Origin of the sequence: Lysinibacillus sp. FSL M8-0216 (genome assembly GCF_038595555.1) — a bacterium.
Classification (GTDB): domain Bacteria; phylum Bacillota; class Bacilli; order Bacillales_A; family Planococcaceae; genus Lysinibacillus; species Lysinibacillus fusiformis.
The window spans coordinates 4081647-4104528 of record NZ_CP152007.1; the positions used below are offsets into that span (position 1 = coordinate 4081647).

Annotated in this window: 17 protein-coding genes, 16 tRNA genes and 3 rRNA genes; 3 read left to right on the top strand and 33 right to left on the bottom strand. The window is 39.8% G+C overall.

Going from position 1 to position 22882, the window contains the following annotated elements; genetic code table 11:
• Positions 1–16: 16 nt before the first annotated feature.
• Both MKX57_RS20285 and nagB read right to left on the bottom strand, forming a co-directional pair.
• Positions 17–925, bottom strand: coding sequence for an LD-carboxypeptidase (locus MKX57_RS20285; protein WP_008173429.1), 909 nt, complete (start codon positions 923–925; stop codon positions 17–19).
• 282 nt (positions 926–1207) lie between these two features.
• The gene (gene nagB, locus MKX57_RS20290) at positions 1208–1921 is read right to left on the bottom strand and encodes a glucosamine-6-phosphate deaminase (RefSeq protein WP_239355376.1); all 714 of its coding nucleotides are present in this window, start codon (positions 1919–1921) and stop codon (positions 1208–1210) included.
• 186 nt (positions 1922–2107) lie between these two features.
• Between nagB and MKX57_RS20295 the strand changes: the two genes are divergently transcribed.
• Positions 2108–2854 (top strand): arylamine N-acetyltransferase, encoded by a 747-nt coding sequence (locus MKX57_RS20295; protein ID WP_008173431.1) that lies wholly within the window; start codon positions 2108–2110, stop codon positions 2852–2854.
• A 40-nt stretch (positions 2855–2894) separates the two neighbouring features.
• On the opposite strand, the gene MKX57_RS20300 is transcribed toward MKX57_RS20295, so the two are convergent.
• The 6 genes from MKX57_RS20300 to MKX57_RS20325 form a co-directional block, all read right to left on the bottom strand.
• Entirely contained in the window at positions 2895–3980 is a 1086-nt protein-coding gene (locus tag MKX57_RS20300) for an S-layer homology domain-containing protein (protein WP_239355375.1), read from the bottom strand.
• A gap of 576 nt (positions 3981–4556) precedes the next feature.
• The gene (locus MKX57_RS20305) at positions 4557–5231 is read right to left on the bottom strand and encodes an ABC transporter ATP-binding protein (RefSeq protein WP_089987053.1); all 675 of its coding nucleotides are present in this window, start codon (positions 5229–5231) and stop codon (positions 4557–4559) included.
• Between the two features lie 2 nt (positions 5232–5233).
• Entirely contained in the window at positions 5234–6265 is a 1032-nt protein-coding gene (locus MKX57_RS20310) for an ABC transporter permease (RefSeq protein ID WP_239355374.1), read from the bottom strand.
• Between the two features lie 146 nt (positions 6266–6411).
• Positions 6412–7209 (bottom strand): phosphotransferase, encoded by a 798-nt coding sequence (locus MKX57_RS20315; protein ID WP_089987055.1) that lies wholly within the window; start codon positions 7207–7209, stop codon positions 6412–6414.
• A gap of 122 nt (positions 7210–7331) precedes the next feature.
• A complete protein-coding gene (locus MKX57_RS20320; RefSeq protein WP_342550563.1) occupies positions 7332–7691 on the bottom strand; it encodes a hypothetical protein in 360 nt (119 codons plus the stop codon).
• A gap of 1335 nt (positions 7692–9026) precedes the next feature.
• The gene (locus tag MKX57_RS20325; RefSeq protein ID WP_237068882.1) at positions 9027–10247 is read right to left on the bottom strand and encodes a helix-turn-helix transcriptional regulator; all 1221 of its coding nucleotides are present in this window, start codon (positions 10245–10247) and stop codon (positions 9027–9029) included.
• 135 nt (positions 10248–10382) lie between these two features.
• Here MKX57_RS20325 and MKX57_RS20330 point away from each other — a divergent pair, with 135 nt between their 5' ends.
• On the top strand, positions 10383–11678 hold the full coding sequence (locus MKX57_RS20330) for a S8 family peptidase (RefSeq protein ID WP_089987056.1): 1296 nt from the start codon (positions 10383–10385) through the stop codon (positions 11676–11678).
• Positions 11679–12079: 401 nt separating this feature from the next.
• Here MKX57_RS20330 and MKX57_RS20335 read toward each other — a convergent pair whose 3' ends face one another.
• From MKX57_RS20335 to MKX57_RS20440, 22 genes are all read right to left on the bottom strand, one after another.
• Positions 12080–12373 (bottom strand): hypothetical protein, encoded by a 294-nt coding sequence (locus MKX57_RS20335; RefSeq protein ID WP_089987057.1) that lies wholly within the window; start codon positions 12371–12373, stop codon positions 12080–12082.
• Positions 12374–12409: 36 nt separating this feature from the next.
• A complete protein-coding gene (locus MKX57_RS20340) occupies positions 12410–12544 on the bottom strand; it encodes a hypothetical protein (RefSeq protein WP_255319032.1) in 135 nt (44 codons plus the stop codon).
• 116 nt (positions 12545–12660) lie between these two features.
• Positions 12661–12741 (bottom strand) — tRNA-Leu (locus MKX57_RS20345).
• 47 nt (positions 12742–12788) lie between these two features.
• A tRNA-Cys gene (locus MKX57_RS20350) sits at positions 12789–12862 on the bottom strand.
• Positions 12863–12870: 8 nt separating this feature from the next.
• Positions 12871–12945: transfer RNA gene (locus MKX57_RS20355), tRNA-Gly, on the bottom strand.
• Between the two features lie 6 nt (positions 12946–12951).
• Positions 12952–13026: transfer RNA gene (locus tag MKX57_RS20360), tRNA-Gln, on the bottom strand.
• A 21-nt stretch (positions 13027–13047) separates the two neighbouring features.
• Positions 13048–13123 (bottom strand) — tRNA-His (locus MKX57_RS20365).
• A gap of 37 nt (positions 13124–13160) precedes the next feature.
• A tRNA-His gene (locus MKX57_RS20370) sits at positions 13161–13236 on the bottom strand.
• Positions 13237–13249: 13 nt separating this feature from the next.
• A tRNA-Trp gene (locus MKX57_RS20375) sits at positions 13250–13323 on the bottom strand.
• A 13-nt stretch (positions 13324–13336) separates the two neighbouring features.
• A tRNA-Tyr gene (locus MKX57_RS20380) sits at positions 13337–13420 on the bottom strand.
• Between the two features lie 9 nt (positions 13421–13429).
• A tRNA-Thr gene (locus MKX57_RS20385) sits at positions 13430–13505 on the bottom strand.
• Between the two features lie 10 nt (positions 13506–13515).
• A tRNA-Phe gene (locus tag MKX57_RS20390) sits at positions 13516–13588 on the bottom strand.
• A 14-nt stretch (positions 13589–13602) separates the two neighbouring features.
• Positions 13603–13678, bottom strand: a tRNA-Asp gene (locus MKX57_RS20395).
• Positions 13679–13681: 3 nt separating this feature from the next.
• Positions 13682–13756: transfer RNA gene (locus MKX57_RS20400), tRNA-Met, on the bottom strand.
• Positions 13757–13782: 26 nt separating this feature from the next.
• Positions 13783–13858 (bottom strand) — tRNA-Val (locus MKX57_RS20405).
• 19 nt (positions 13859–13877) lie between these two features.
• A tRNA-Glu gene (locus MKX57_RS20410) sits at positions 13878–13952 on the bottom strand.
• 24 nt (positions 13953–13976) lie between these two features.
• Positions 13977–14068, bottom strand: a tRNA-Ser gene (locus MKX57_RS20415).
• A 5-nt stretch (positions 14069–14073) separates the two neighbouring features.
• Positions 14074–14150 (bottom strand) — tRNA-Asn (locus MKX57_RS20420).
• 16 nt (positions 14151–14166) lie between these two features.
• Positions 14167–14282, bottom strand: a 5S ribosomal RNA gene (gene rrf / locus MKX57_RS20425).
• A 113-nt stretch (positions 14283–14395) separates the two neighbouring features.
• Positions 14396–17323, bottom strand: a 23S ribosomal RNA gene (locus MKX57_RS20430).
• 233 nt (positions 17324–17556) lie between these two features.
• Positions 17557–19108, bottom strand: a 16S ribosomal RNA gene (locus MKX57_RS20435).
• The 16S, 23S and 5S rRNA genes sit together here with 16 tRNA genes alongside, the layout of an rRNA operon.
• A gap of 350 nt (positions 19109–19458) precedes the next feature.
• Positions 19459–20346 carry a nucleotidyltransferase-like protein gene (locus tag MKX57_RS20440; RefSeq protein ID WP_043989585.1) on the bottom strand — a complete coding sequence of 296 codons (888 nt, stop codon included), beginning with the start codon at positions 20344–20346 and terminating at the stop codon, positions 19459–19461.
• Between the two features lie 146 nt (positions 20347–20492).
• On the opposite strand from MKX57_RS20440, the gene MKX57_RS20445 reads away from it, so the two are divergent.
• Complete coding sequence (locus tag MKX57_RS20445; protein ID WP_008173457.1) at positions 20493–20846, top strand: YgzB family protein; 354 nt, start codon at positions 20493–20495, stop codon at positions 20844–20846.
• Positions 20847–20867: 21 nt separating this feature from the next.
• On the opposite strand, the gene perR is transcribed toward MKX57_RS20445, so the two are convergent.
• From perR to bcp, 3 genes are all read right to left on the bottom strand, one after another.
• Complete coding sequence (perR, locus tag MKX57_RS20450) at positions 20868–21311, bottom strand: peroxide-responsive transcriptional repressor PerR (protein ID WP_043989586.1); 444 nt, start codon at positions 21309–21311, stop codon at positions 20868–20870.
• A 118-nt stretch (positions 21312–21429) separates the two neighbouring features.
• A complete protein-coding gene (locus tag MKX57_RS20455; protein WP_342530821.1) occupies positions 21430–22374 on the bottom strand; it encodes a D-2-hydroxyacid dehydrogenase in 945 nt (314 codons plus the stop codon).
• The gene (gene bcp / locus MKX57_RS20460; protein ID WP_089986839.1) at positions 22371–22847 is read right to left on the bottom strand and encodes a thioredoxin-dependent thiol peroxidase; all 477 of its coding nucleotides are present in this window, start codon (positions 22845–22847) and stop codon (positions 22371–22373) included. Before bcp ends, MKX57_RS20455 begins: the two co-directional genes overlap by 4 nt.
• Positions 22848–22882: the final 35 nt, after the last annotated feature.

The window sequence follows — 22882 nt, forward strand, 5'->3', positions numbered from 1 at the left end:
CATCAATCCCCCACAGTTAATATACTCCTGGTAATATCTTCAACACTTTTCCCTCTGCATCTAAATACGCATCTACCCCAAGAGGAATGCCTATATTCGTTAATTCATGTCCTATTTTAAAACCTGCCACAACAGGAATGCCTAAGTCTCCAAAATACTCTTTCATTAAATTATTTAGTGCTGCATCATCCGACTCTGTTTGTGTAAAGGAGCCAATGACAACACCTGCTAGCTGCTCAAATTTCCTAGCTTGCTTTAATTGCTGTAGCATCGAATCAATGTTAGGAATCGATTCAGCTAACTCCTCTATCAATAAAATCTTACCTTCTGTCTGTATCTCAAATTTAGTACCTAATGTGCTGACAAGACGATAAAGATTTCCTCCTATTAATTCACCGCGTGCCACCCCACCAGCAATTGTTATTAAAGGAGAAATTGATTCCGTATATTGTATTTCGATAGGGGAAAATAATTGTACAAACATTTTCTTCGATAGTTCATCCATTGTATTAGCAGCCATTAGCATAGGTCCGTGGAATGTTACTAAATTAGCGTACTCATTGATGGCACAATGCAAATAGGTAATATCTGAAAAGCCCCAGAAAATTTTTGGATTTTCCTCTAATAGCGTATAATCAATTTTTTCAGCTATTCGGGCAGCGCCATAACCTCCCTTTACACAAAAAATCGCTTTCACTTCAGGATTTTTAACCATTTCATGAAAATCAGCTAACCTGATTTCATCACTTCCCGCTAAATAATCATGCTTGGCATGGATGGTATCCCCTACGATATAGCGAAGACCCAACTCATCTAAAAAAGCTAATGCGTCCCCAAGCTTTTCAGATTCTACTAGACTCGATAGGGCAACTACACCTACTACATCTCCCTTTTGTAAACGTGGTACGGTATTTTTCACGTTCATTCCTCCTTTATTTTTCTAATGCTGTCTCTAAGTTAGTGCGAAGACATTTAGCTATTATTGCATCTTCTTCCCATCATTCTATACGGTTATTTTCTACTTAAGAAGAAACGATCGACATTCTGCAATTGCAACCTTCAGACATTTAGACATACCCTTCAACAAGGGTGATTTAATTGTTATTGTAGCAGTAATTTTTGGGAGCGTATATCCATTGCTCATCCGTTTTCAGGAAAAAACAAGAAAGCAAAGTCTTCAGTCATAAGAAGACTTTGCTTTTTATTGTTAATTTGTGCCGCCATAAATAATCGTCACGTTAGGATGTTTCAATAATTGACTTGCAGGGAAATCTTCTGTTATATGGCCACTTTTCAATTTTTGAATGGCCGCCAGCTTCTTTTCACCAAAGGCAATCAGGACAATTTCCTTCGCCTTCATAATGGATTGAATGCCCATCGTAATCGCATGTGTTGGGACTTCGGCTTCGTCATCAAAGTAAATCGCATTTTCTGTTCTTGTTGATGTCGTTAATTCGACAATATTTGTCATAGAATGGAACGGAGTACCTGGCTCATTAAAACCTATATGACCATTTACGCCAATTCCAAGAAGCTGTAAATCAATACCTTCTACCGCATCAATTCTTGCATCATATGCCTTGCATTCAGCAGCTAAATCCTCTGCCTCACCATTTGGCAAATGTATATTTTCTTGTTTAATATTTACATCATTAAATAAATTATTGTGCATAAAAGTCCAGTAACTTGCAGGACTTGTTCGCTTAAGACCTACATATTCGTCCAAATTAAAAGTTTGTACATCCTTAAATGATACTTGACCAGCTTGATGTCGGGCTACTAATTCTTTATACATTCCTACAGGTGAACCACCAGTTGCTAATCCTAGCACACTATTTGGCTTCTTCTGTATTTGCTCTAAAAAAATCTTTGCGGCCATTTCGCTCATTTCGTCATATGTATTGACTTCTATCCATTTCATTTTCCTTATCATACCTACCTTAAATTCTTATTCATTAACTATATTGTAAAAAATTTCACTTTATAGTAGCTAATATATTAATTCTACAAGTTATTTAGCTATTTTTCTATCATTTCCCTCGTAATATTATGCGTGTATTCTGTTGCTGTTTCGGTTATGTTATTAATAAGGAAGTGAGGCGATTTTATGAATGCACAGATTCAGCAATATTTACAGCATATTCAATTTCAAGGAACTTTAGAGCCTACTGTCCAACTACTAGGACAGCTACAGACAAAGCATCTATTGACTATTCCCTATGAAAATTTAGATGTTGCCTTGAACCTCGGTATCTCATTCTCTATTCCTAATTTATTTCAAAAGATTATTGTTGAGCGACGTGGTGGCAATTGTTTTGAACTAAATATTTTATTTAGCTGGCTTTTACGGGAGCTAGGCTTCTCAGTTACCAATCGCTATGCTCAGTTTTGGCGCAATGTTGAAGAACATATGCCTCCTGAAGATATACCCATGCATCAGTTATTACTAGTAAAGGATGCGAAGCAATCCTATATTTCAGATGTAGGCGTTGGTGCTTTAGCGCCTTGTAAACCAGTACCATTAATAGCCGGATATAAACACCGAGAAGGTCGAGAATTATATAAAGTAGAGTATGATGAAGAAAATGGTTGGATGCTTTTTGAGCAAACCAAACAGCAATGGCGTTTGCTCTATTGCTTTCATGATGATGCAAATGATGCAAAATTTGCCCCACGACTCTCCAAGCAAAAAAATAAAATCGCCATGATTCGAACGGCTCGTGGTCGTCACACGATGATGAACAATGAATTTAGAATTTACGAAGGACCATCCTTAACTACCTATACAACAAACACCGAGAAGGAATGGCAGCAAGCATTACAGCGCTTTTTTCATATTTCTATACAACAATAAAGGAAAGCGAGTCCATCAGTGGCTTGCTTTCCTTTTCTGATTATTTCATTGTTCGATTGAGTAATTCAAACACAACTATATCATTGTGTAGCTCCTTGATTAAACCAATTTCATCTACGAAATAATAAGTTTTTATCACATCACTAAATTTTGACCTTTTCTCTACTATTATTACACCCGTATATTGCACTTCACCAGCTTGTACTGTGCTATTAGTTGATTTTACAGTTACTCTTTCTCCTGCAGTAACCCCTGGATCATCTTCATGTAAAATAACACCTATTCTAAGTGGTAGTTCCATATATAAATCATAATGTGTGTTAGCTTCACTTGCAATGGCTTGACCATATGCACGATCATGACCATATAAAAGCTCATCAGCAAGTGATTGTCCTGTACTTACATTTTTGACTGTCCATACATCATTTTTACCGTCGTGTTGCTCATATTGATAGCTTAAAGTATAACGCTTATTGTCGCTTAAAGAATAATGGGCATACGTATAAACAAATGCCGGGTCCTTTAGCAAATTGGGCTTAGAAAGAGTCAATGCTCGTGCCAAAAATGCTGAGAAGTGTGCACGTGTAACAGGGTCATTAGGCTTAAATGCACCACCCTCATAGCCCCTTATTAAATGATTATGGGCCAGTGTTAAAATTTCTTTATAACCACGTGTCTGCTCCGTCACATCTGTAAAATAATAAGAATCTGAGCCTTTTAATTGAAAGGCTCTATTTAGCACAATAGCCATTTCTCCTCTAGTAATCGGCGCGTCTGGATTAAATGTATGAGCTGCATCGAATATCCCTTTGTTTTGTACAGCAGCTATTTCTTTGTAATATTGATTAGCAGTTGTTACATCTTGATAGTGGGGGTTTTCTATGTTGATTGTGTTTAGTCCTAAAGCACGTGTGAGCATGACAGCTACTTGTGCTTTCGTAACATAGTCATTCGGCTTGAATAACTGATTCGAATAACCCTTCACAATATCCTGCTCCACTAAATAATGTATTTCTGTCATCAAGGTATCATCCGTTAAATCTTTAAAACTGGCTGCCTGCACTTCCTTCGGTATTAAGCCAATCGTTATCAGGATCAAACATACTAATTTCAATATGTTCCTCACATTATCCCTCCTCCATCGATTCTTTACCCATAAAGACGTTTAATTATGCTTAAAATGAAAAAAGACTCTACTGAAAGAGACTTTATGCGTTATTTTTATGTTGAATTAATCCGATTCCTAGACCAGTAGGATCCACCAAATAAGCAAGATAAAAGTCATCAAACTCCATTTTCTCACGCAAAATAGTAGCCCCGTTCCTTGTTGCCTATTCGATAACTTCATCAGTTGCATTTTGAATTCGTGTACCAAGTGGATAGTCACTTGGACCTTTACTAATGCCACCATTAACCCCAATTTCGCTTTCTTGCCCAGTTGTCACTGGCCTAATCTCAATTCGGGGCCGCTACCTCCCAGCCAAACAACTTACTATAAAAGCTGCCGTTTTCTTAGGTTACTGACTATTTAATTCCAAGCTAATTACTCTTCCCAAACATATCCCTCCTTTTTATTTTTGCATAACAAATAATTCAACAATTAATTGGATTTTCCTTCCTAATAATCCTATAAATTTGCATGTCACACACATTTAACCTAAATGTTACACAAGGCTCCCTATTAGTTGGAGCCTTGCTTATTTTATAACACGACACCATCGCTCATTTTAATAATACGATCTGTATAAGCCAACATTTCTTCGTCATGCGTCACTAATAATGTTGTTATATTTAAAGTTTTTGTTAATGTTCTTAATAACAACATAATTTCTTTAGAGCGCTGTGAATCTAAACTTGCTGTTGGCTCATCTGCAAACAATACTTTTGGTTGATGAATAATGGCACGAGCAATCGCTACACGTTGCTTTTCTCCACCTGACAAGGAAGAAGGATAAGCATGTTGACGATGAGCTAACCCAACTAACTGTAATAAACGATTTACTTCATGCTTTTTCTCATGTTTCTTCAGTGGCGACCCAGCAACGTCCAACATTAATAGCAGCTGCTCCTCAACGGTAAGAAAAGGTACTAGATGTGCAAACTGAAAGACAAAGCCAAATTTACTTGCACGCAGCCCTCGTACCTGTTCCTCGTTCATAGCCGTTAAATTATGTCCCTCAAAAAGGATTTGTCCATCTGTTGCTGGTTGTAGTCCAGCAGCTATAGTTAATAACGTGCTTTTCCCTGAACCAGATGCACCTACCAATGCGGTAATTTCTCCTTCTTTTAAGGATAAATTAATGCCTTTTAAAATTTCCTCTTCGACATCACCATTTTTAAACGTTTTTCTTACTTCATCAATCGTAAATAACGTCATGACTAAGCCTCCCCCTGGTGTATTGCTTGTAACGGTTCGATTTTTTTAATTTGTAGACCTGACAGTGTAGCTCCCACAAAACCAATGACAAGGAACACTAACGATAGTTGTATTGTTGTACCTAGGTTTAACGTAAACGGCATCTCCTTTGGCGCAACTATATTGAATAATTGACTAAGGCTGACTGATAATACTAATGAAAAGGCAGTAATAATCACCATCTGTGTCCAGATCATGTTAAATAACCTACTTGTTTTTAATCCAATCGCCTTGAGAATGCCATATAGTCCAATCTTTTGTACATTCATCATATAGAAGAAAATAGCAAATAACATACCACTAATGACAACTAAAAACCAAATTATCATATTTAAAGACATCTGTTCCGCACTGTAACTCGGAATAGCATTCAGAAATTCTTTATTCCTATAAGACTGCAGTCCCTCAAATTCCTTAGCCGTATTTTTGGGAACGAAAATTAATTGCATATCCTTTACCCGATACATTTCCTGATAAGCCTCTTTACTTATATAAGCAACAGGTGCATGGCTATATTTCTTTTGCTCCACAAAGCCTTTCACTATAAACTCGCCACTATATTGATTGTTCGTTAATATATCTCCAACCTTAATTCCTTTATCCTGTAGCGAGCTGTCTAACAGCACCTCACCATGTCGTACATTTCTAAATAGTGTTGATTCCGTCGACGTGACAAAGGCCACACTTTGCTGTTTATCATCCTGATCACTTAAAAAGCCCATTTGAATAGAAAAGGCAACTGCCTCCTTCTCCTCAGTCATGACTTCCTGTTGTAGATCGCTAGAGATTCTCGAAAGATTAAACGTCCCATCTGCATCCTCCGTCATGTAAAATTGTCCTTGAGGTAAATCTTTTATTAAAGCTGCATTATCCTGTGACAAACCATTCGCCAAACCTGAAATAATAAACGTTAAAAAACTAACTAGGAAGATGATGGAGCCCAAGATTAAAAACCGCACTTTATTTTTCTTCATTTCTTTCCAGGCAAGATTCATCCTTAACCCCTCCATTACTTTGATTATCCTTAGCTTAAAATTGTTACATGAACAGAGCATGAACTAATCGTTAAAAATGTAGGGGAAAACAAATAAACCGCTCTGAAGGAAAGTAATTTATCCTACAGAACGGTTTATATCTTCATCTAAAAAAACTCATATAATCCATTTTTAAAGTAATTGTACTCGTTTTGATTAATTAATTTTCTCCCATACCCTTCATAAAATATCTGCCTGTCTCTTTCAGTTTCAAAGGCTTGTGGTTTAGGTCTTACAGCTAGCGCAAAATCGTATCGTGGGTCACCGAATGCTCCACCACTCCAATCAATAATACCCGATATTTTCTGATTATGAACGAGAACATTATCGATTGTAAAATCACCGTGTATGAATGTTTGCTGAATAGGTTCAGGTTTATTCCCTTTTAAGTCATCTAACAACTTTGACGTACCATCTACCTCAAAATTTTTTAGATTAAACTCTGCCTGACCCAACATATCATCGATCCAAACCCCAACTGCTCCCTCCTTTATTTCCAGTGGGCATGGCATCGAATGAATGGCTGAAAGGACCTTTCCATAATGAAAGATGATTGCATGCCTGTTTTCCTCTTTGGTTTCATTCTCTAACGCCTGTCTAATCGTGCTACCCTCTATATATTCCATCAATGCCCATGCCTGATTGTCTAAAGGTTGTTCAACAAAACAATATAAACGAGGGATAGGTAATGTAGAATTAGATAGACATTTTAGAACAGTCGCTTCTTTCTTTAACCATGAGCCATATTGCTTTCCTTTTGTTCTCTTTAAAAAGAAAGTGCCTCTTTCAGAAAAAAGGATTCCAACATCTGATGTATGCCCCTGTCTTGGAAAAGAAATATGGGTAACTCCACCAACATAATCGACTATTTCTTTAGGTATTTCTGTAAGATGTATCGGCTTCAACCTGATCACCACCTAGTTAAAAAGTTAGAACAAATATTGTAATAAAAAAACAGTTCCAATCGTTTACCTAAATAACTTTAGCATTTCAATAGTTTTCTTTTAATCTTATCCGTTTTATACGTTTATAGTGTTTTTATATACTTTATGATGTTGCTGATATTTTCAGAATTATATTCCGCCTCTGATAAAAGATAGTATCCACTTTTCGAAAAATCAATATGACCCAGTAAACTTTTTAAGTATGGAGAAATTAAAACCAAAATGCCATCGTTTTCTAATAATTCCTCTGGAGATTCAAATCCATGAGTAACTTCTACGTTAAAAGAACTCAAATGATTTTCTTTCAATGAATTTTCTATGCTTTTTTTTAATCTCGTTGACCTTTTCTTCAAGAAGAATCCTTCTCTATCTAAACCAGTGGCAAATCCCCTAAAACCCATTGCTAATTTCGGATAAATATAAATCGTTTTAATTATGAGCACCCCTTCAAAAAAAGATTTATAACTCTCTCCATACCAATCCTATTATTTCCATTTTAACATATAAAAGAAAGGAATATATATTGTCACTACTATATCAATTGCTCCCCTTAAACGTTTGTGCAGCACATAATTTCACATAATTATGTTTGAAGTACTGTCCTACATGGTGGAAGTGATGTTGTAGTAGCAAGGAAAACAAAAAAGACTCCACACAATTAAGTGTGAAGCCTTAACTATGTAGCATTCTCTGTTGCTAGTATAGGATACAGGTGGTCGAGACAGAGAATGCATTAAAAAGCCTTATATTTCAAGGTATTCTATCTGACGTGTGTAAAATTGGTGTAAAGTAATTTGGCAATGTAAATCTCAAAAGTACATACTTTTCTTTAAAAGTGATATGCCTCAAGATAAGTTTTTTCACTAATTACATCTTGCCGCCGTGAGGTGAAAGGTATTATCTTCTCTTTAACAGTATATGAAGATAGTTCGGTATATCAAAGTTTTTTTCAAATTCTGTTTGTAACATCTTTAACGAGAATTTATCCTTTTTCATTGAATTGCGGTAACAAAGTGTTAGCTCTTTGCAGGCGCACTTTTAGCAGAAATTAATTACCCAGTAACGGAAAAGTAACAATTAAATACATTACCCACACTCTACATACGTAGAGTGTGGTGGTGCTAGTGGGTTCAATACCGCATTCATTTCTGCCAATTTACTGCTTGATAAGCTCTAAACTTTTTGAGGCTACATCATTCTATACCATCGTCAATCAACATTATTTGATTGAAAGTTATTGAGCAATGCATGTACTTCATCTGTTGATTTCATGTTCATCAATTGATATCTTACATTGTCCTTCATGTTACTTCTCCGCTCTTTTCAACAACTCTTGGTTTTTCATTTACAGAACGCTTCCCTGAAAGTGCGAGTGTCAGGTCAAAATCAGCTATCAGGTTTCTTAACACCTACTTGACTCCTTCTTCATCAACCAAAGGCAATCCATACATATAGGAGACCTACCAGTACTGTCCTTGCCCTAAGGCAATTGGCGTTTAATCTCTTTAATGCGAGAATTATGCCCGCTGAGGCTCAATATAAAGCCTACCAAAATACATGCTGCTACGTGTATCTTATGGGCAATTTTTCAGTTGCGAAGTGCCTCACATTTCGAGTTTTGAAAAACACTGTCCTCAATCATAAGATAGAGCCACTACCTTCTACCACTCTGGCCTTTTATAAAACCGGTGGATGAATTGGAACAGATATAATTATTACTGTAGCACTCAGTATTAAAATTGATAATCCAACATTTTTCTTCATATTCACACTCTCCTTTAAATTTCAATAAATTGCATAGCTTTCTCGAACTGCTTTTCTTGTCGATAATACTCTCCCAATAAATTAGAAAATTGTTGGTGCATTTCTTTTAATTCTTCATTATCTGCTGTAAATGGAATTAACCTCCCTTCTAAAAAATCCATTGCTTTCTTTTTTTCTTCTCCTAGCAAATATAAATAAAAAGTAGCAAATAAATTAAAACTTATTTTTTTCTTATTTTTTGCTTCTTCCTTTAGAATAGTAAAGGTTTTTATACTTTTTTCCGTTTGTCCTAAGCGAAATTGTGTAACACCTAAATTATATAAGCAAAGCAGATAATGATCACAGTTCTTTGACATTAAAGAAGCGCTTTTTTCAAAGTAAATTAATGCATTTTCATATTCCCATCTCATTTGGTACAAATCCCCCAAATTGTGATATATAGCAGGTAATAGCTGCTGTTGCTGTAATAGCTCCACATTTCTCACTAAATGTTCATAGATTTCGATTGCTTCGTGAAACACTTTTCCTCGAGAGTAATTGAGTGCCAGAGACATTAATGTATAAATAATTCTTTTAAAATTAAATTGGTCCTTATAGAATTGAAGAGCTTTTTTCCCATAAATAATTGCTTGGCTTGGTTCTTCTAACCGCCCTTTTATTAAAGCGAAATGATAGTAAAACTCTCCTTCTAGTGACCCTAGTTCTGGATGTATTTGAAGTATTTGAGTTAGTTCTTTAGCTGCTTCCTCATATTTACCTTTTGTAATTAAAACTAATGCATAATAATATGAATGTAAATACCTTTCATGTTGGGAAAAATTTTGTCGGTGGGCATTTAGCCATCTTAATTGATTGTCTGCTAATTTATGCTCTTTAACAAACACATAATAACGTAACTTATAAAGTTCATATAAATAAATAGATTCTGTAAAACCTATTATTTCTTCATATTCTTTTAATCTGCTCATTGTCTCTTTTACTTTCTCATTCTCTAGGTAATTTATATGTTTTTGTAAATCATTTAATAGGCAAATAATATTTTGTTCGTTATTCTCTACATCATGAATACTAATATTTAATCGTTCTAGCAGTAGACGTATTGTCTCGCTATTTGCTTCTTTATTATTATTCTCAATTTTACTTAAATGAGGAATCGAGCAAATCCCCATTGCCACTGAATTCTGTGTCATTCCTAGCTTTGTACGATAGTACTTAATTAATGAACCTATCTTCATTTTCATAACCTCCCGTATCGAATGACTATATTTTACATTTATTATAATCATAATTTTCCCAATAATCAAAAAACCTAAATTATGGTAGATTCAAATTGTAGTACTATAACTTAATTTGAAAAGGGGTTGGGATGAATGAAAAAAATGAAAAGTACGTTGCTAAGTCTTTTGATTGCAGGATCAGTAATAAATCCGGTGTACGCAACAGCGATGAATAGCGAAGATAGCTCAGGAAACGACGGTGGTCAGGAGAAATTCCGTGTTTATGTTGAGGCAAACAAAAAATCAGAAAAATCAACATTAAAAACTCAATATTCTGCTCGTTGGGAATTAACAGAGAACGGATTTTCAACTGATATGAATGAAAAACAATTCGAAGCATTACAGAAGAATAAAAATTTCACAGTTACAAAAGTTCCTATCGTTACATTAGATACGATAGGTTTGGAAGACGATAGTATGGTAGAAAATGAAACCCTGGATTTGGTAACTTCTTTAAGAGCTTCTCAACAAATACCTTGGGGAATTAAAGCAATTTATAACAATGATACTTTAACATCTACAACTGGAGGAAGTGGCATTAATATTGCCGTACTCGATACGGGTGTAAATACTTCTCATCCTGACCTTGTCAATAACGTAGAGCAATGTAAAGACTTTACAGGTGCGACAACACCCATTAATAACAGCTGTACAGATAGAAACGGACATGGTACACATGTTGCTGGTACGGCCTTAGCTGATGGTGGAAGCGATCAAGCAGGCATTTACGGTGTAGCTCCAGATGCTGATCTTTGGGCTTACAAAGTGTTATTAGATAGCGGCTCTGGATACTCAGATGATATTGCTGCTGCTATTCGACATGCAGCAGATCAAGCAACAGCTACTGGTAGCAAAACAATTATTAGTATGTCTCTAGGTTCTTCAGCGAATAATAGCCTCATTTCAAGTGCTGTCAATTACGCATACAGTAAAGGAGTTCTAATAGTAGCTGCAGCTGGTAATTCAGGCTATGCGCAAGGAACAATTGGTTATCCGGGGGCATTACCAAATGCAATCGCCGTTGCAGCTTTAGAAAATGTACAACAAAATGGGACTTATCGTGTAGCTGACTACTCTTCACGTGGTTATATATCTACAGCTGGAGATTATGTAATCCAGGAAGGTGATATTGAAATCTCAGCTCCTGGCTCATCAGTTTATTCTACATGGTATAATGGCGGTTATAATACAATTAGCGGCACATCAATGGCTACCCCTCATGTCTCTGGTTTAGCAGCAAAAATTTGGGCTGAAAATCCGTCATTGTCTAACACGCAACTACGTTCTAACTTACAAGCGAGAGCAAAATCAGTAGATATTAAAGGTGGTTATGGAGCTGCTATAGGTGATGACTACGCTTCAGGATTTGGATTTGCTCGCGTTCAATAATTTCAAAAGGTGAAGCATACTAACATTAGTAATACAAACCAAAGCTATGGTTTGTATTACTATTTTTTTGGTTCTAAACGTATTCACCAGTACCCCTAATACCTCCAAGTAGTATTATAGCTTCGCTTGTTATACGAGATCTAAGTCCCAACCAGCCTCAAACAAATTTCTACAGGTAGGGGTGAACAGGTAGAATTATTGAAAGGCACTTAATGTGCCTTTCAAACTTCACTAATTAAAATCATGAATAAATTCTTTTAACAATATTTTAAAGTAATCCAGATATCCCTCATTTAAAATGCTACTAGGAATATGTGTAGAATAGTCAATATGATTTACAAACTTAAATTCTTCTTTATCATACTTTCCTATTTCTTCGGTTTTTAGAGTAGTAGTAAATATTATTTGATTACGGAGTATGTTTCTGTTTTTTTAGTAAACAGACTATCAAAAAATAAAGTTCCATTTGGATCAATACTTTTATATTTTTCATTCATGGAGAATAAAACATTAGAGATAACTTCTTTTTTAGTTGAAATACCTTTGTCCTTTGCAATTTCAAACATAGTAATAATTGATTCTAATTCTCGTATTTGTTCATCTAGTTCTTGTACTTTACTCTCAGCATCTTCTGCATTAAATAATTGCTCTTTATAAAATAACAGTGATTCTAAAGAAATCTCGTCAACGAACATTATCCCATAGTTTACTTACCTGATTACACGAACCAGTCAAATCATTGAAGTTATATAGTAACTAATATCATTACTATCTGTTCTAAAATTCATCAAGTATAATAAAGCTTTAGTTTCATACTCGCTTCCAATACCTCTATTCTTTTCTGTAGCTTGAATAACATAGCTCATTCGTTAGCCCCCCTTTTCATGGAAGAATATTCAATCTTAATGTATACAGTTTTTCTACAAATTTTCAACATAAAAAAAGAACCCTTGAGTTATCAAGGATTCTTTCACTTTTTAGATACCGGTGGTCGGGGTCGAACCGACACTCCAAAGGAACACGATTTTGAGTCGTGCGCGTCTGCCAATTCCGCCACACCGGCATAATGGAGATAAAAAAAATCGGATAAACCGATTAGCAGTAAAAATATGGAGGCGGCAACCGGATTTGAACCGGTGATAAAGGTGTTGCAGACCTGTGCCTTACCACTTGGCTATGCCGCCATCATACTTGGAGCGGAAGACGAGGTTCGAACTCGCGACCCCCACCTTGGCAAGGTGGTGTTCTACCACTGAACTACTTCCGCAATAAATGGCTGGGGTACCTGGATTCGAACCAGGGCATGACGGAATCAAAATCCGTTGCCTTACCGCTTGGCTATACCCCAAAAGATAATTATATATAAAAATGGGGCGACTGATGGGAATCGAACCCACGAATGCCTGAACCACAATCAGGTGCGTTAACCACTTCGCCACAACCGCCATTATTAATATTATTTTGTTTTATTTTAAAGTTAAATGGGGCGACTGATGGGAATCGAACCCACGAATGCCTGAACCACAATCAGGTGCGTTAACCACTTCGCCACAACCGCCATAAAATTTAATTGGCAGGGGCAGTAGGAATCGAACCCACATCAAAGGTTTTGGAGACCTCTATTCTACCGTTAAACTATGCCCCTATTTGATAAAAACTGGTGGAGGGGGACGGATTCGAACCGCCGAACCCTAAGGAGCGGATTTACAGTCCGCCGCGTTTAGCCACTTCGCTACCCCTCCGGGAATAAATGGTGCCGGCGATAGGAGTCGAACCCACGACCTACTGATTACAAGTCAGTTGCTCTACCAACTGAGCTACACCGGCAAAAAAATGATGGGTCAGGACGGAATCGAACCGCCGACACTTAGAGCTTCAATCTAATGCTCTACCAACTGAGCTACTGACCCATATACTATAAAAATGGCGGTCCCGACCGGGATCGAACCGGCGATCTCCTGCGTGACAGGCAGGCATGTTAACCGCTACACCACGGGACCATTTGGTTGCGGGGGCTGGATTTGAACCAACGACCTTCGGGTTATGAGCCCGACGAGCTACCACTGCTCCACCCCGCGATAATGATATATGTTGTTTTTAAAAATGGTGGAGGATGACGGGCTCGAACCGCCGACCCTCTGCTTGTAAGGCAGATGCTCTCCCAGCTGAGCTAATCCTCCATCTGGGTATAAAAATGAATGGTGACCCCTACGGGATTCGAACCCGTGTTACCGCCGTGAAAGGGCGGTGTCTTAACCACTTGACCAAGGGGCCTTCGTTTGGAATAATTAAAAGTGCTGGCGGAGAGTAAGGGATTTGAACCCTTGAGACAGTGTTAACCGCCTACACGATTTCCAATCGTGCTCCTTCGGCCACTCGGACAACTCTCCAAGAATGGCTCCGAAGGCAGGACTCGAACCTGCGACAACCTGATTAACAGTCAGGTGCTACTACCAACTGAGCTACTTCGGAATAATTTTAGTATACAGCCTAGCGACGTCCTACTCTCACAGGGGGAAGCCCCCAACTACCATCGGCGCTAAAGAGCTTAACTTCCGTGTTCGGTATGGGAACGGGTGTGACCTCTTTGCCATCATCACTAGACTATTTGAAAGACAATACTTATTATAACATATTTTATCGAAATTACAAGTATAATATAATAATTTTATTCTTTCAAAACTGGATAAACGGTTCATTGAAGGTTTCAAACTTTTTTGGTTAAGTCCTCGATCGATTAGTATTCGTCAGCTCCATGTGTCACCACACTTCCACCTCGAACCTATCTACCTCATCGTCTTTGAGGGATCTTACTTACTTGCGTAATGGGAAATCTCATCTTGAGGGGGGCTTCATGCTTAGATGCTTTCAGCACTTATCCCGTCCACACATAGCTACCCAGCGATGCCTTTGGCAAGACAACTGGTACACCAGCGGTGTGTCCATCCCGGTCCTCTCGTACTAAGGACAGCTCCTCTCAAATTTCCTACGCCCACGACGGATAGGGACCGAACTGTCTCACGACGTTCTGAACCCAGCTCGCGTACCGCTTTAATGGGCGAACAGCCCAACCCTTGGGACCGACTACAGCCCCAGGATGCGATGAGCCGACATCGAGGTGCCAAACCTCCCCGTCGATGTGGACTCTTGGGGGAGATAAGCCTGTTATCCCCGGGGTAGCTTTTATCCGTTGAGCGATGGCCCTTCCATGCGGAACCACCGGATCACTAAGCCCGTCTTTCGACCCTGCTCGACTTGTAGGTCTCGCAGTCAAGCTCCCTTGTGCCTTTACACTCTACGAATGATTTCCAACCATTCTGAGGGAACCTTTGGGCGCCTCCGTTACCTTTTAGGAGGCGACCGCCCCAGTCAAACTGTCCGCCTGACACTGTCTCCTGCCCCGCTAAGGGGCATGGGTTAGAATTTCAATACAACCAGGGTAGTATCCCACCGACGCCTCCTTCGAAGCTGGCGCTCCGAGATCTCTGGCTCCTACCTATCCTGTACAAGTTGTACCAAAATTCAATATCAGGCTACAGTAAAGCTCCACGGGGTCTTTCCGTCCTGTCGCGGGTAACCTGCATCTTCACAGGTACTATAATTTCACCGAGTCTCTCGTTGAGACAGTGCCCAGATCGTTACGCCTTTCGTGCGGGTCGGAACTTACCCGACAAGGAATTTCGCTACCTTAGGACCGTTATAGTTACGGCCGCCGTTTACTGGGGCTTCAATTCGCAGCTTCGCTTGCGCTAACCACTCCTCTTAACCTTCCAGCACCGGGCAGGCGTCAGCCCCTATACGTCACCTTACGGTTTTGCAGAGACCTGTGTTTTTGCTAAACAGTCGCCTGGGCCTATTCACTGCGGCTCTCATGCGCTTGCACGCTCAAGAGCACCCCTTCTCCCGAAGTTACGGGGTCATTTTGCCGAGTTCCTTAACGAGAGTTCTCTCGCACACCTTAGGATTCTCTCCTCGACTACCTGTGTCGGTTTGCGGTACGGGCACCTCTCACCTCGATAGAGGCTTTTCTTGGCAGTGTGAAATCAGGAACTTCGTCCATACGGACTCGCCATCACAGCTCAACGTTACAGTGTGCGGATTTGCCTACACACACGCCTTACTGCTTGGACGCGCATAACCAACAGCGCGCTTACCCTATCCTACTGCGTCCCCCCATTTCTCAAACGGTGAGGAGGTGGTACAGGAATATCAACCTGTTGTCCATCGCCTACGCCTATCGGCCTCGGCTTAGGTCCCGACTAACCCTGAGCGGACGAGCCTTCCTCAGGAAACCTTAGTCATACGGTGGACGGGATTCTCACCCGTCTTTCGCTACTCATACCGGCATTCTCACTTCTAAGCGCTCCACCAGTCCTTCCGGTCTGACTTCAACGCACTTAGAACGCTCTCCTACCACTGACATCGTAGATGTCAATCCACAGCTTCGGTGAATCGTTTAGCCCCGATACATTTTCGGCGCAGCGTCACTCGACCAGTGAGCTATTACGCACTCTTTAAATGATGGCTGCTTCTAAGCCAACATCCTGGTTGTCTGTGCAACGCCACATCCTTTTCCACTTAACGATTACTTTGGGACCTTAGCTGGTGGTCTGGGCTGTTTCCCTTTTGACTACGGATCTTATCACTCGCAGTCTGACTCCCGTGTATAAATATCTGGCATTCGGAGTTTGTCTGAATTCGGTAAACCGGGATGGCCCCCTAGTCCAAACAGTGCTCTACCTCCAGTATTCTCATCACGAGGCTAGCCCTAAAGCTATTTCGGAGAGAACCAGCTATCTCCAAGTTCGATTGGAATTTCTCCGCTACCCACACCTCATCCCCGCACTTTTCAACGTGCGTGGGTTCGGGCCTCCAGTAAGTGTTACCTTACCTTCACCCTGGACATGGGTAGATCACCTGGTTTCGGGTCTACGACCACGTACTATTTCGCCCTATTCAGACTCGCTTTCGCTGCGGCTCCGCCTTCTAAAGCTTAACCTCGCACGTAATCGTAACTCGCCGGTTCATTCTACAAAAGGCACGCTATCACCCATTAACGGGCTCTAACTACTTGTAGGCACACGGTTTCAGGATCTCTTTCACTCCCCTTCCGGGGTGCTTTTCACCTTTCCCTCACGGTACTGGTTCACTATCGGTCACTAGGTAGTATTTAGCCTTGGGAGATGGTCCTCCCGGATTCCGACGGAATTTCACGTGTTCCGCCGTACTCAGGATCCACTCAGGAGGGAACGAACTTTCGACTACAGGGCTTTTACCTGCTCTGGCGGACCTTTCCAAGTCGCTTCATCTAACTCGCTCTTTTGTAACTCCGTATTGAGTGTCCTACAACCCCAAGAGGCAAGCCTCTTGGTTTGGGCTCTTCCCGTTTCGCTCGCCGCTACTCAGGGAATCGATTTTTCTTTCTCTTCCTCCAGGTACTTAGATGTTTCAGTTCCCTGGGTCTGCCTTCAAGACGCTATGTATTCACGTCAAGATACTACGCGATTAAACGTAGTGGGTTCCCCCATTCGGAAATCTCCGGATCAAAGCTCACTTACAGCTCCCCGAAGCATATCGGTGTTAGTGCCGTCCTTCTTCGGCTCCTAGTGCCAAGGCATTCGCCGTGCGCCCTTAATAACTTAACCTATCAGCTTTCAATACACATCGCATTTAACTGCTCGTGTCTTGAAACCTTTTAATGTTATTAAGCCTATAAAAAACTTAAAAAATAAATGTGTTTGTTACTATTTCAATGTCGTTTTATCCAGTTTTCAAAGAACAAGTTTTGAAGTATTTCATTCAGAAGAATGAACCTTCAAAACTGAACGCAAAACGTAATCTTACAAACCCAAGGTTTGTATTCCGAAAATATCCTTAGAAAGGAGGTGATCCAGCCGCACCTTCCGATACGGCTACCTTGTTACGACTTCACCCCAATCATCTATCCCACCTTCGGCGGCTGGCTCCAAAAGGTTACCTCACCGACTTCGGGTGTTACAAACTCTCGTGGTGTGACGGGCGGTGTGTACAAGGCCCGGGAACGTATTCACCGCGGCATGCTGATCCGCGATTACTAGCGATTCCGGCTTCATGTAGGCGAGTTGCAGCCTACAATCCGAACTGAGAACGACTTTATCGGATTAGCTCCCTCTCGCGAGTTGGCAACCGTTTGTATCGTCCATTGTAGCACGTGTGTAGCCCAGGTCATAAGGGGCATGATGATTTGACGTCATCCCCACCTTCCTCCGGTTTGTCACCGGCAGTCACCTTAGAGTGCCCAACTAAATGATGGCAACTAAGATCAAGGGTTGCGCTCGTTGCGGGACTTAACCCAACATCTCACGACACGAGCTGACGACAACCATGCACCACCTGTCACCGTTGCCCCCGAAGGGGAAACTATATCTCTACAGTGGTCAACGGGATGTCAAGACCTGGTAAGGTTCTTCGCGTTGCTTCGAATTAAACCACATGCTCCACCGCTTGTGCGGGCCCCCGTCAATTCCTTTGAGTTTCAGTCTTGCGACCGTACTCCCCAGGCGGAGTGCTTAATGCGTTAGCTGCAGCACTAAGGGGCGGAAACCCCCTAACACTTAGCACTCATCGTTTACGGCGTGGACTACCAGGGTATCTAATCCTGTTTGCTCCCCACGCTTTCGCGCCTCAGTGTCAGTTACAGACCAGATAGTCGCCTTCGCCACTGGTGTTCCTCCAAATCTCTACGCATTTCACCGCTACACTTGGAATTCCACTATCCTCTTCTGCACTCAAGTCTCCCAGTTTCCAATGACCCTCCACGGTTGAGCCGTGGGCTTTCACATCAGACTTAAGAAACCACCTGCGCGCGCTTTACGCCCAATAATTCCGGACAACGCTTGCCACCTACGTATTACCGCGGCTGCTGGCACGTAGTTAGCCGTGGCTTTCTAATAAGGTACCGTCAAGGTACAGCCAGTTACTACTGTACTTGTTCTTCCCTTACAACAGAGTTTTACGAACCGAAATCCTTCTTCACTCACGCGGCGTTGCTCCATCAGGCTTTCGCCCATTGTGGAAGATTCCCTACTGCTGCCTCCCGTAGGAGTCTGGGCCGTGTCTCAGTCCCAGTGTGGCCGATCACCCTCTCAGGTCGGCTACGCATCGTCGCCTTGGTGAGCCGTTACCTCACCAACTAGCTAATGCGCCGCGGGCCCATCCTATAGCGACAGCCGAAACCGTCTTTCAGTGTTTCACCATGAGGTGAAACAGATTATTCGGTATTAGCCCCGGTTTCCCGGAGTTATCCCAAACTATAAGGTAGGTTGCCCACGTGTTACTCACCCGTCCGCCGCTAACGTCGAAGGAGCAAGCTCCTTCTCTGTTCGCTCGACTTGCATGTATTAGGCACGCCGCCAGCGTTCGTCCTGAGCCAGGATCAAACTCTCCATAAAAGAAATTTGATTAGCTCAAATTGTTTTGCTGGCATCAATTTTGATGTCCAAAATTTTGTTTCGTTCACTAGCTAGGCTAGCTACTAAAAACTTTATTGATTACGTTTTGCTTGTTCAGTTTTCAAGGTTCATTATTTAAGTCGTTTTTTTCAGCGACTCCTTTATATTAACATCTCGTTCGAAACATGTCAACTACTTTTTTGAAAAAGTTTTTTGTGTTTTTTATCGAGTTATTCGTTATGTCTTAGCGACAATTAATATAATACAATACCAATATGTTATTCGTCAACTACTTTTCTAAAAAAATATCGAGGTATTTTTTAGATACCTCGATTACAAGCATACTACAGTCATTGACCGATTTCTAGAGCATCTTTATTGACCTTATAATGGCGGTGAAAGATCATTTCGTTTTTCGCAGTAACTGGCTCTATATGAATATACCCTTTATCCACTAAGTATTCGACAAACACTTCTAAATCAACTGAGTAATTCATGAGTTCTTGATGGTCATGTAGCTCTTGAATAGACCAGGTTTCTTTTGTTTGCATCACTTCTAATATATGTTGTGCTCCATCTCGTGTACGAGAATGTATTAAAAACTCACTTGCTAAAAATAAAAGCTCTAGACGCTTTTCTATTGGCTCATTACTTGTCACTAGCTCTTCGTATAGCTTATAAATGGCTGGTTCAATTTTTTTCACTTGTCCCCATACAGTTACTTCAGGGTATAAACCACTATCAATAATCGATAAACGACCCAAATGGTGTAAAGAATCGACTACATGATTATATGCATCCAAATAACTGCCCTTATCAAAGTATTCTTTCCCCTCCAAATAACGACGGATTAACTTTGAAAATTGAATGCCCGTTTTAATCTTACGACCACTATACGGAAATTCCTGTAATTCTATTTTTAATTTATGCAGAAATTCATTTCGATCAAATAGTACTCTGCCAAAGAAAATCCAATCGACTACTTTCTTATTAGAACCGATTAGGAGCCATTTTCGTATTAATTTTTCCGTAACCGTATGTAGAGCGACTTTATTTCCTTCATATAAGTAATGTTTTGAAAAGACTGGCTGCTCTGCTTCTTTTACAATAATTAATAAAACAGTATCAAATGTATCTGTAACGTTACTTTGCTCCTCACGCTTTTCTACTAAAATAACGCCTAATGTATTTGACTGACTCGCACGTTCTTGGTATATAGGACGCAATACTTGCTCCATGTTCAGCCCCCCTTTATTCATATAGCTTCTCTTGTTCGGTTAAAAATTCGACATACTCTAAAAGTATTCCTTCTTTGATTTACCTCAAAGCTAAAATACTTTGCCCTTATATGTTATAGTAGATTTTAGATTGGGAGGCAAGATAAATGAAACCTTATAAAAGTAAAATTAATAAAATTCGTTCATTCGCTTTAGCACTAATCTTTATTGGTTTTATTGTAATGTACGGAGGTATATTCTTTAAAAATAGCCCAATATTAGTTTTAATTTTCATGACATTAGGTGTTTTATGTATTATTGGTAGTACAGTTGTCTATGCCTGGATAGGTTTATTATCAACACGGGCAATTCAAGTTGAGTGTCCAAATTGCCATAAGCATACAAAAGTTTTAGGTAGAGTTGATATGTGTATGTATTGTAATGAGCCATTAACGCTTGATCCTACTCTTGAAGGTAAAGAGTTCGACCAATCCTATAATCATAAAACGAAAAAATCCTAGCCCGTAAAAGAGCTAGGATTTTTATTGTACTTTAGCAGTAAGACCTTTACATGATGGACATGTGCCGTATATCTCTAAACGATGCGAATGCACATCAAAGTCAGTTACCTGTGATGCAAAATGCTCTATTTCATCGAGACCTGGATAATGGAAATCGACGATCTTGCCACAGCATTCACAAATCATATGGTAATGATCATTTGTCACGAAATCAAAGCGACTTGAAGCATCTCCATAAGTAAGCTCTTTCACAAGACCTACCTCACGAAATACTCGCAGGTTATTATAGACCGTCGCTACACTCATATTAGGGAATCTCCCTTCAAGTGCTTTATAAATTTCATCGGCAGTAGGATGTGCCATAGATTGAATTAGATATTCCAAAATAGCATGACGCTGAGGAGTAATACGTACACCAGTTGTTTTTAACGTGTCCAGTGCATCCTGTAAATGCGTTGTAGACATCGTCATGCACCTCTTCCATAAGTATTATTAATTTATAATTGTTATAAATAGTGTATCCAATTAGCGCTACTTCGTCAACAATCACACATACTAATCCTCTAATTTCATCGTTTTTTTCTTAATATCCTCTCGATAGCTCCATGACATTTTCTAAATCTCTGTCACCTCTTAGCCATTTTGTTAAGCTTGGCTTAAAAATTTCTAAGCTTCGTTCCACATAACGAGATGAATGGCTTGAGACATGTGGTGATACTATAACATTTGGCAATGCCCATAGTGGATTGTTTGATGACAGAGGTTCTTCTTCGAATACATCCAAAACAGCATATTCAATTTCTCCCGCTTCAATCGCTTGGACAAGTACCTTTTCATCAACCAAATTCCCTCTGCCAAAATTCATGAAAATCGCACTGCTCTTCATAGCAATAAAATGTTCTTCATTTAATAAATGCGTTGTTTCTCGTGTTTTTGGCAGCACAGAAATGACTATATCCGCACTCGGTAAAGCTTCTTTTAATTGCCCAAAGCTAATCATCTTATCCATGTTTGACGCTTCATTTCCAGAACGATTGCAGCCAATAGTCTTGACACCAAAGGCTTGTAATAAGCGACCCACTTCCGAACCAATAGCCCCTGGACCTAAAATAAGCGCTGTACTATCTCGCAATTCAGTTTGCTTGGCTTTTTTTGACCATTCACTTTTCTTTTGTTGCTCATACATCCAAGGTAAAGCGCGTTTAATGGCTAAAATATGGGCTAGCATTGATTCTGCCATAGGTGTTTTATGAATACCTCTTACATTAGAAACTAAAATACCACGTTCCATAATAGCTTGGGCAGGCATTTTTTCAATACCTGCTGATGCAACAAAAATCCATTTTAACTTCGTCGCCTGTTGGATGCTCTCTGTTGTTAAATCCTCACCATATGTAACTAATACATCCGCTTGTTGAAGCTCTTCATTTGTTATTCCGCTTTCAAATATAAAATCGACTTGTGGGAATTCTGCTAATAATGGTTCACGTAAATCTGGTCTTGGCTCAAAAGTAAAATAGATTCTCATGTTGTCGCCTCCTGTTCTGCTAAATAATCATAAACTTCTTCAATATGATTTTTCACACGTACTTTACGCCAAGCTTTCATTAACTTACCCTCCGAATCAATTAAAAATGTTGAACGCTCAATACCCATAAATTCACGTCCATACATTTTCTTTAAGACCCATACACCGTATGCCTCCGCTACAGCATGATCTTCATCTACTAATAAAGAAAAAGGCAATCCATGCTTATCAATAAATTTTGTATGTTTGTTTGCATCATCTGGACTAACACCCAGAACAGCAGCGTTTAAATGACTAAAGTCCTCAAACTTATCTCGAAAATCACATGCTTCAGTTGTGCAACCTGGTGTCATATCTTTTGGGTAAAAGTATAAAATAACATTCTGTCCTTTAAAATCAGTTAGCTGTACCATATCTCCCTTTTCATTTATAAGAGAAAAATCGGGCACCTTCTGTCCTTCTTGCAAAGTCATAACTATCTCCTCCCTTGTACGTTCTATTTTACTCC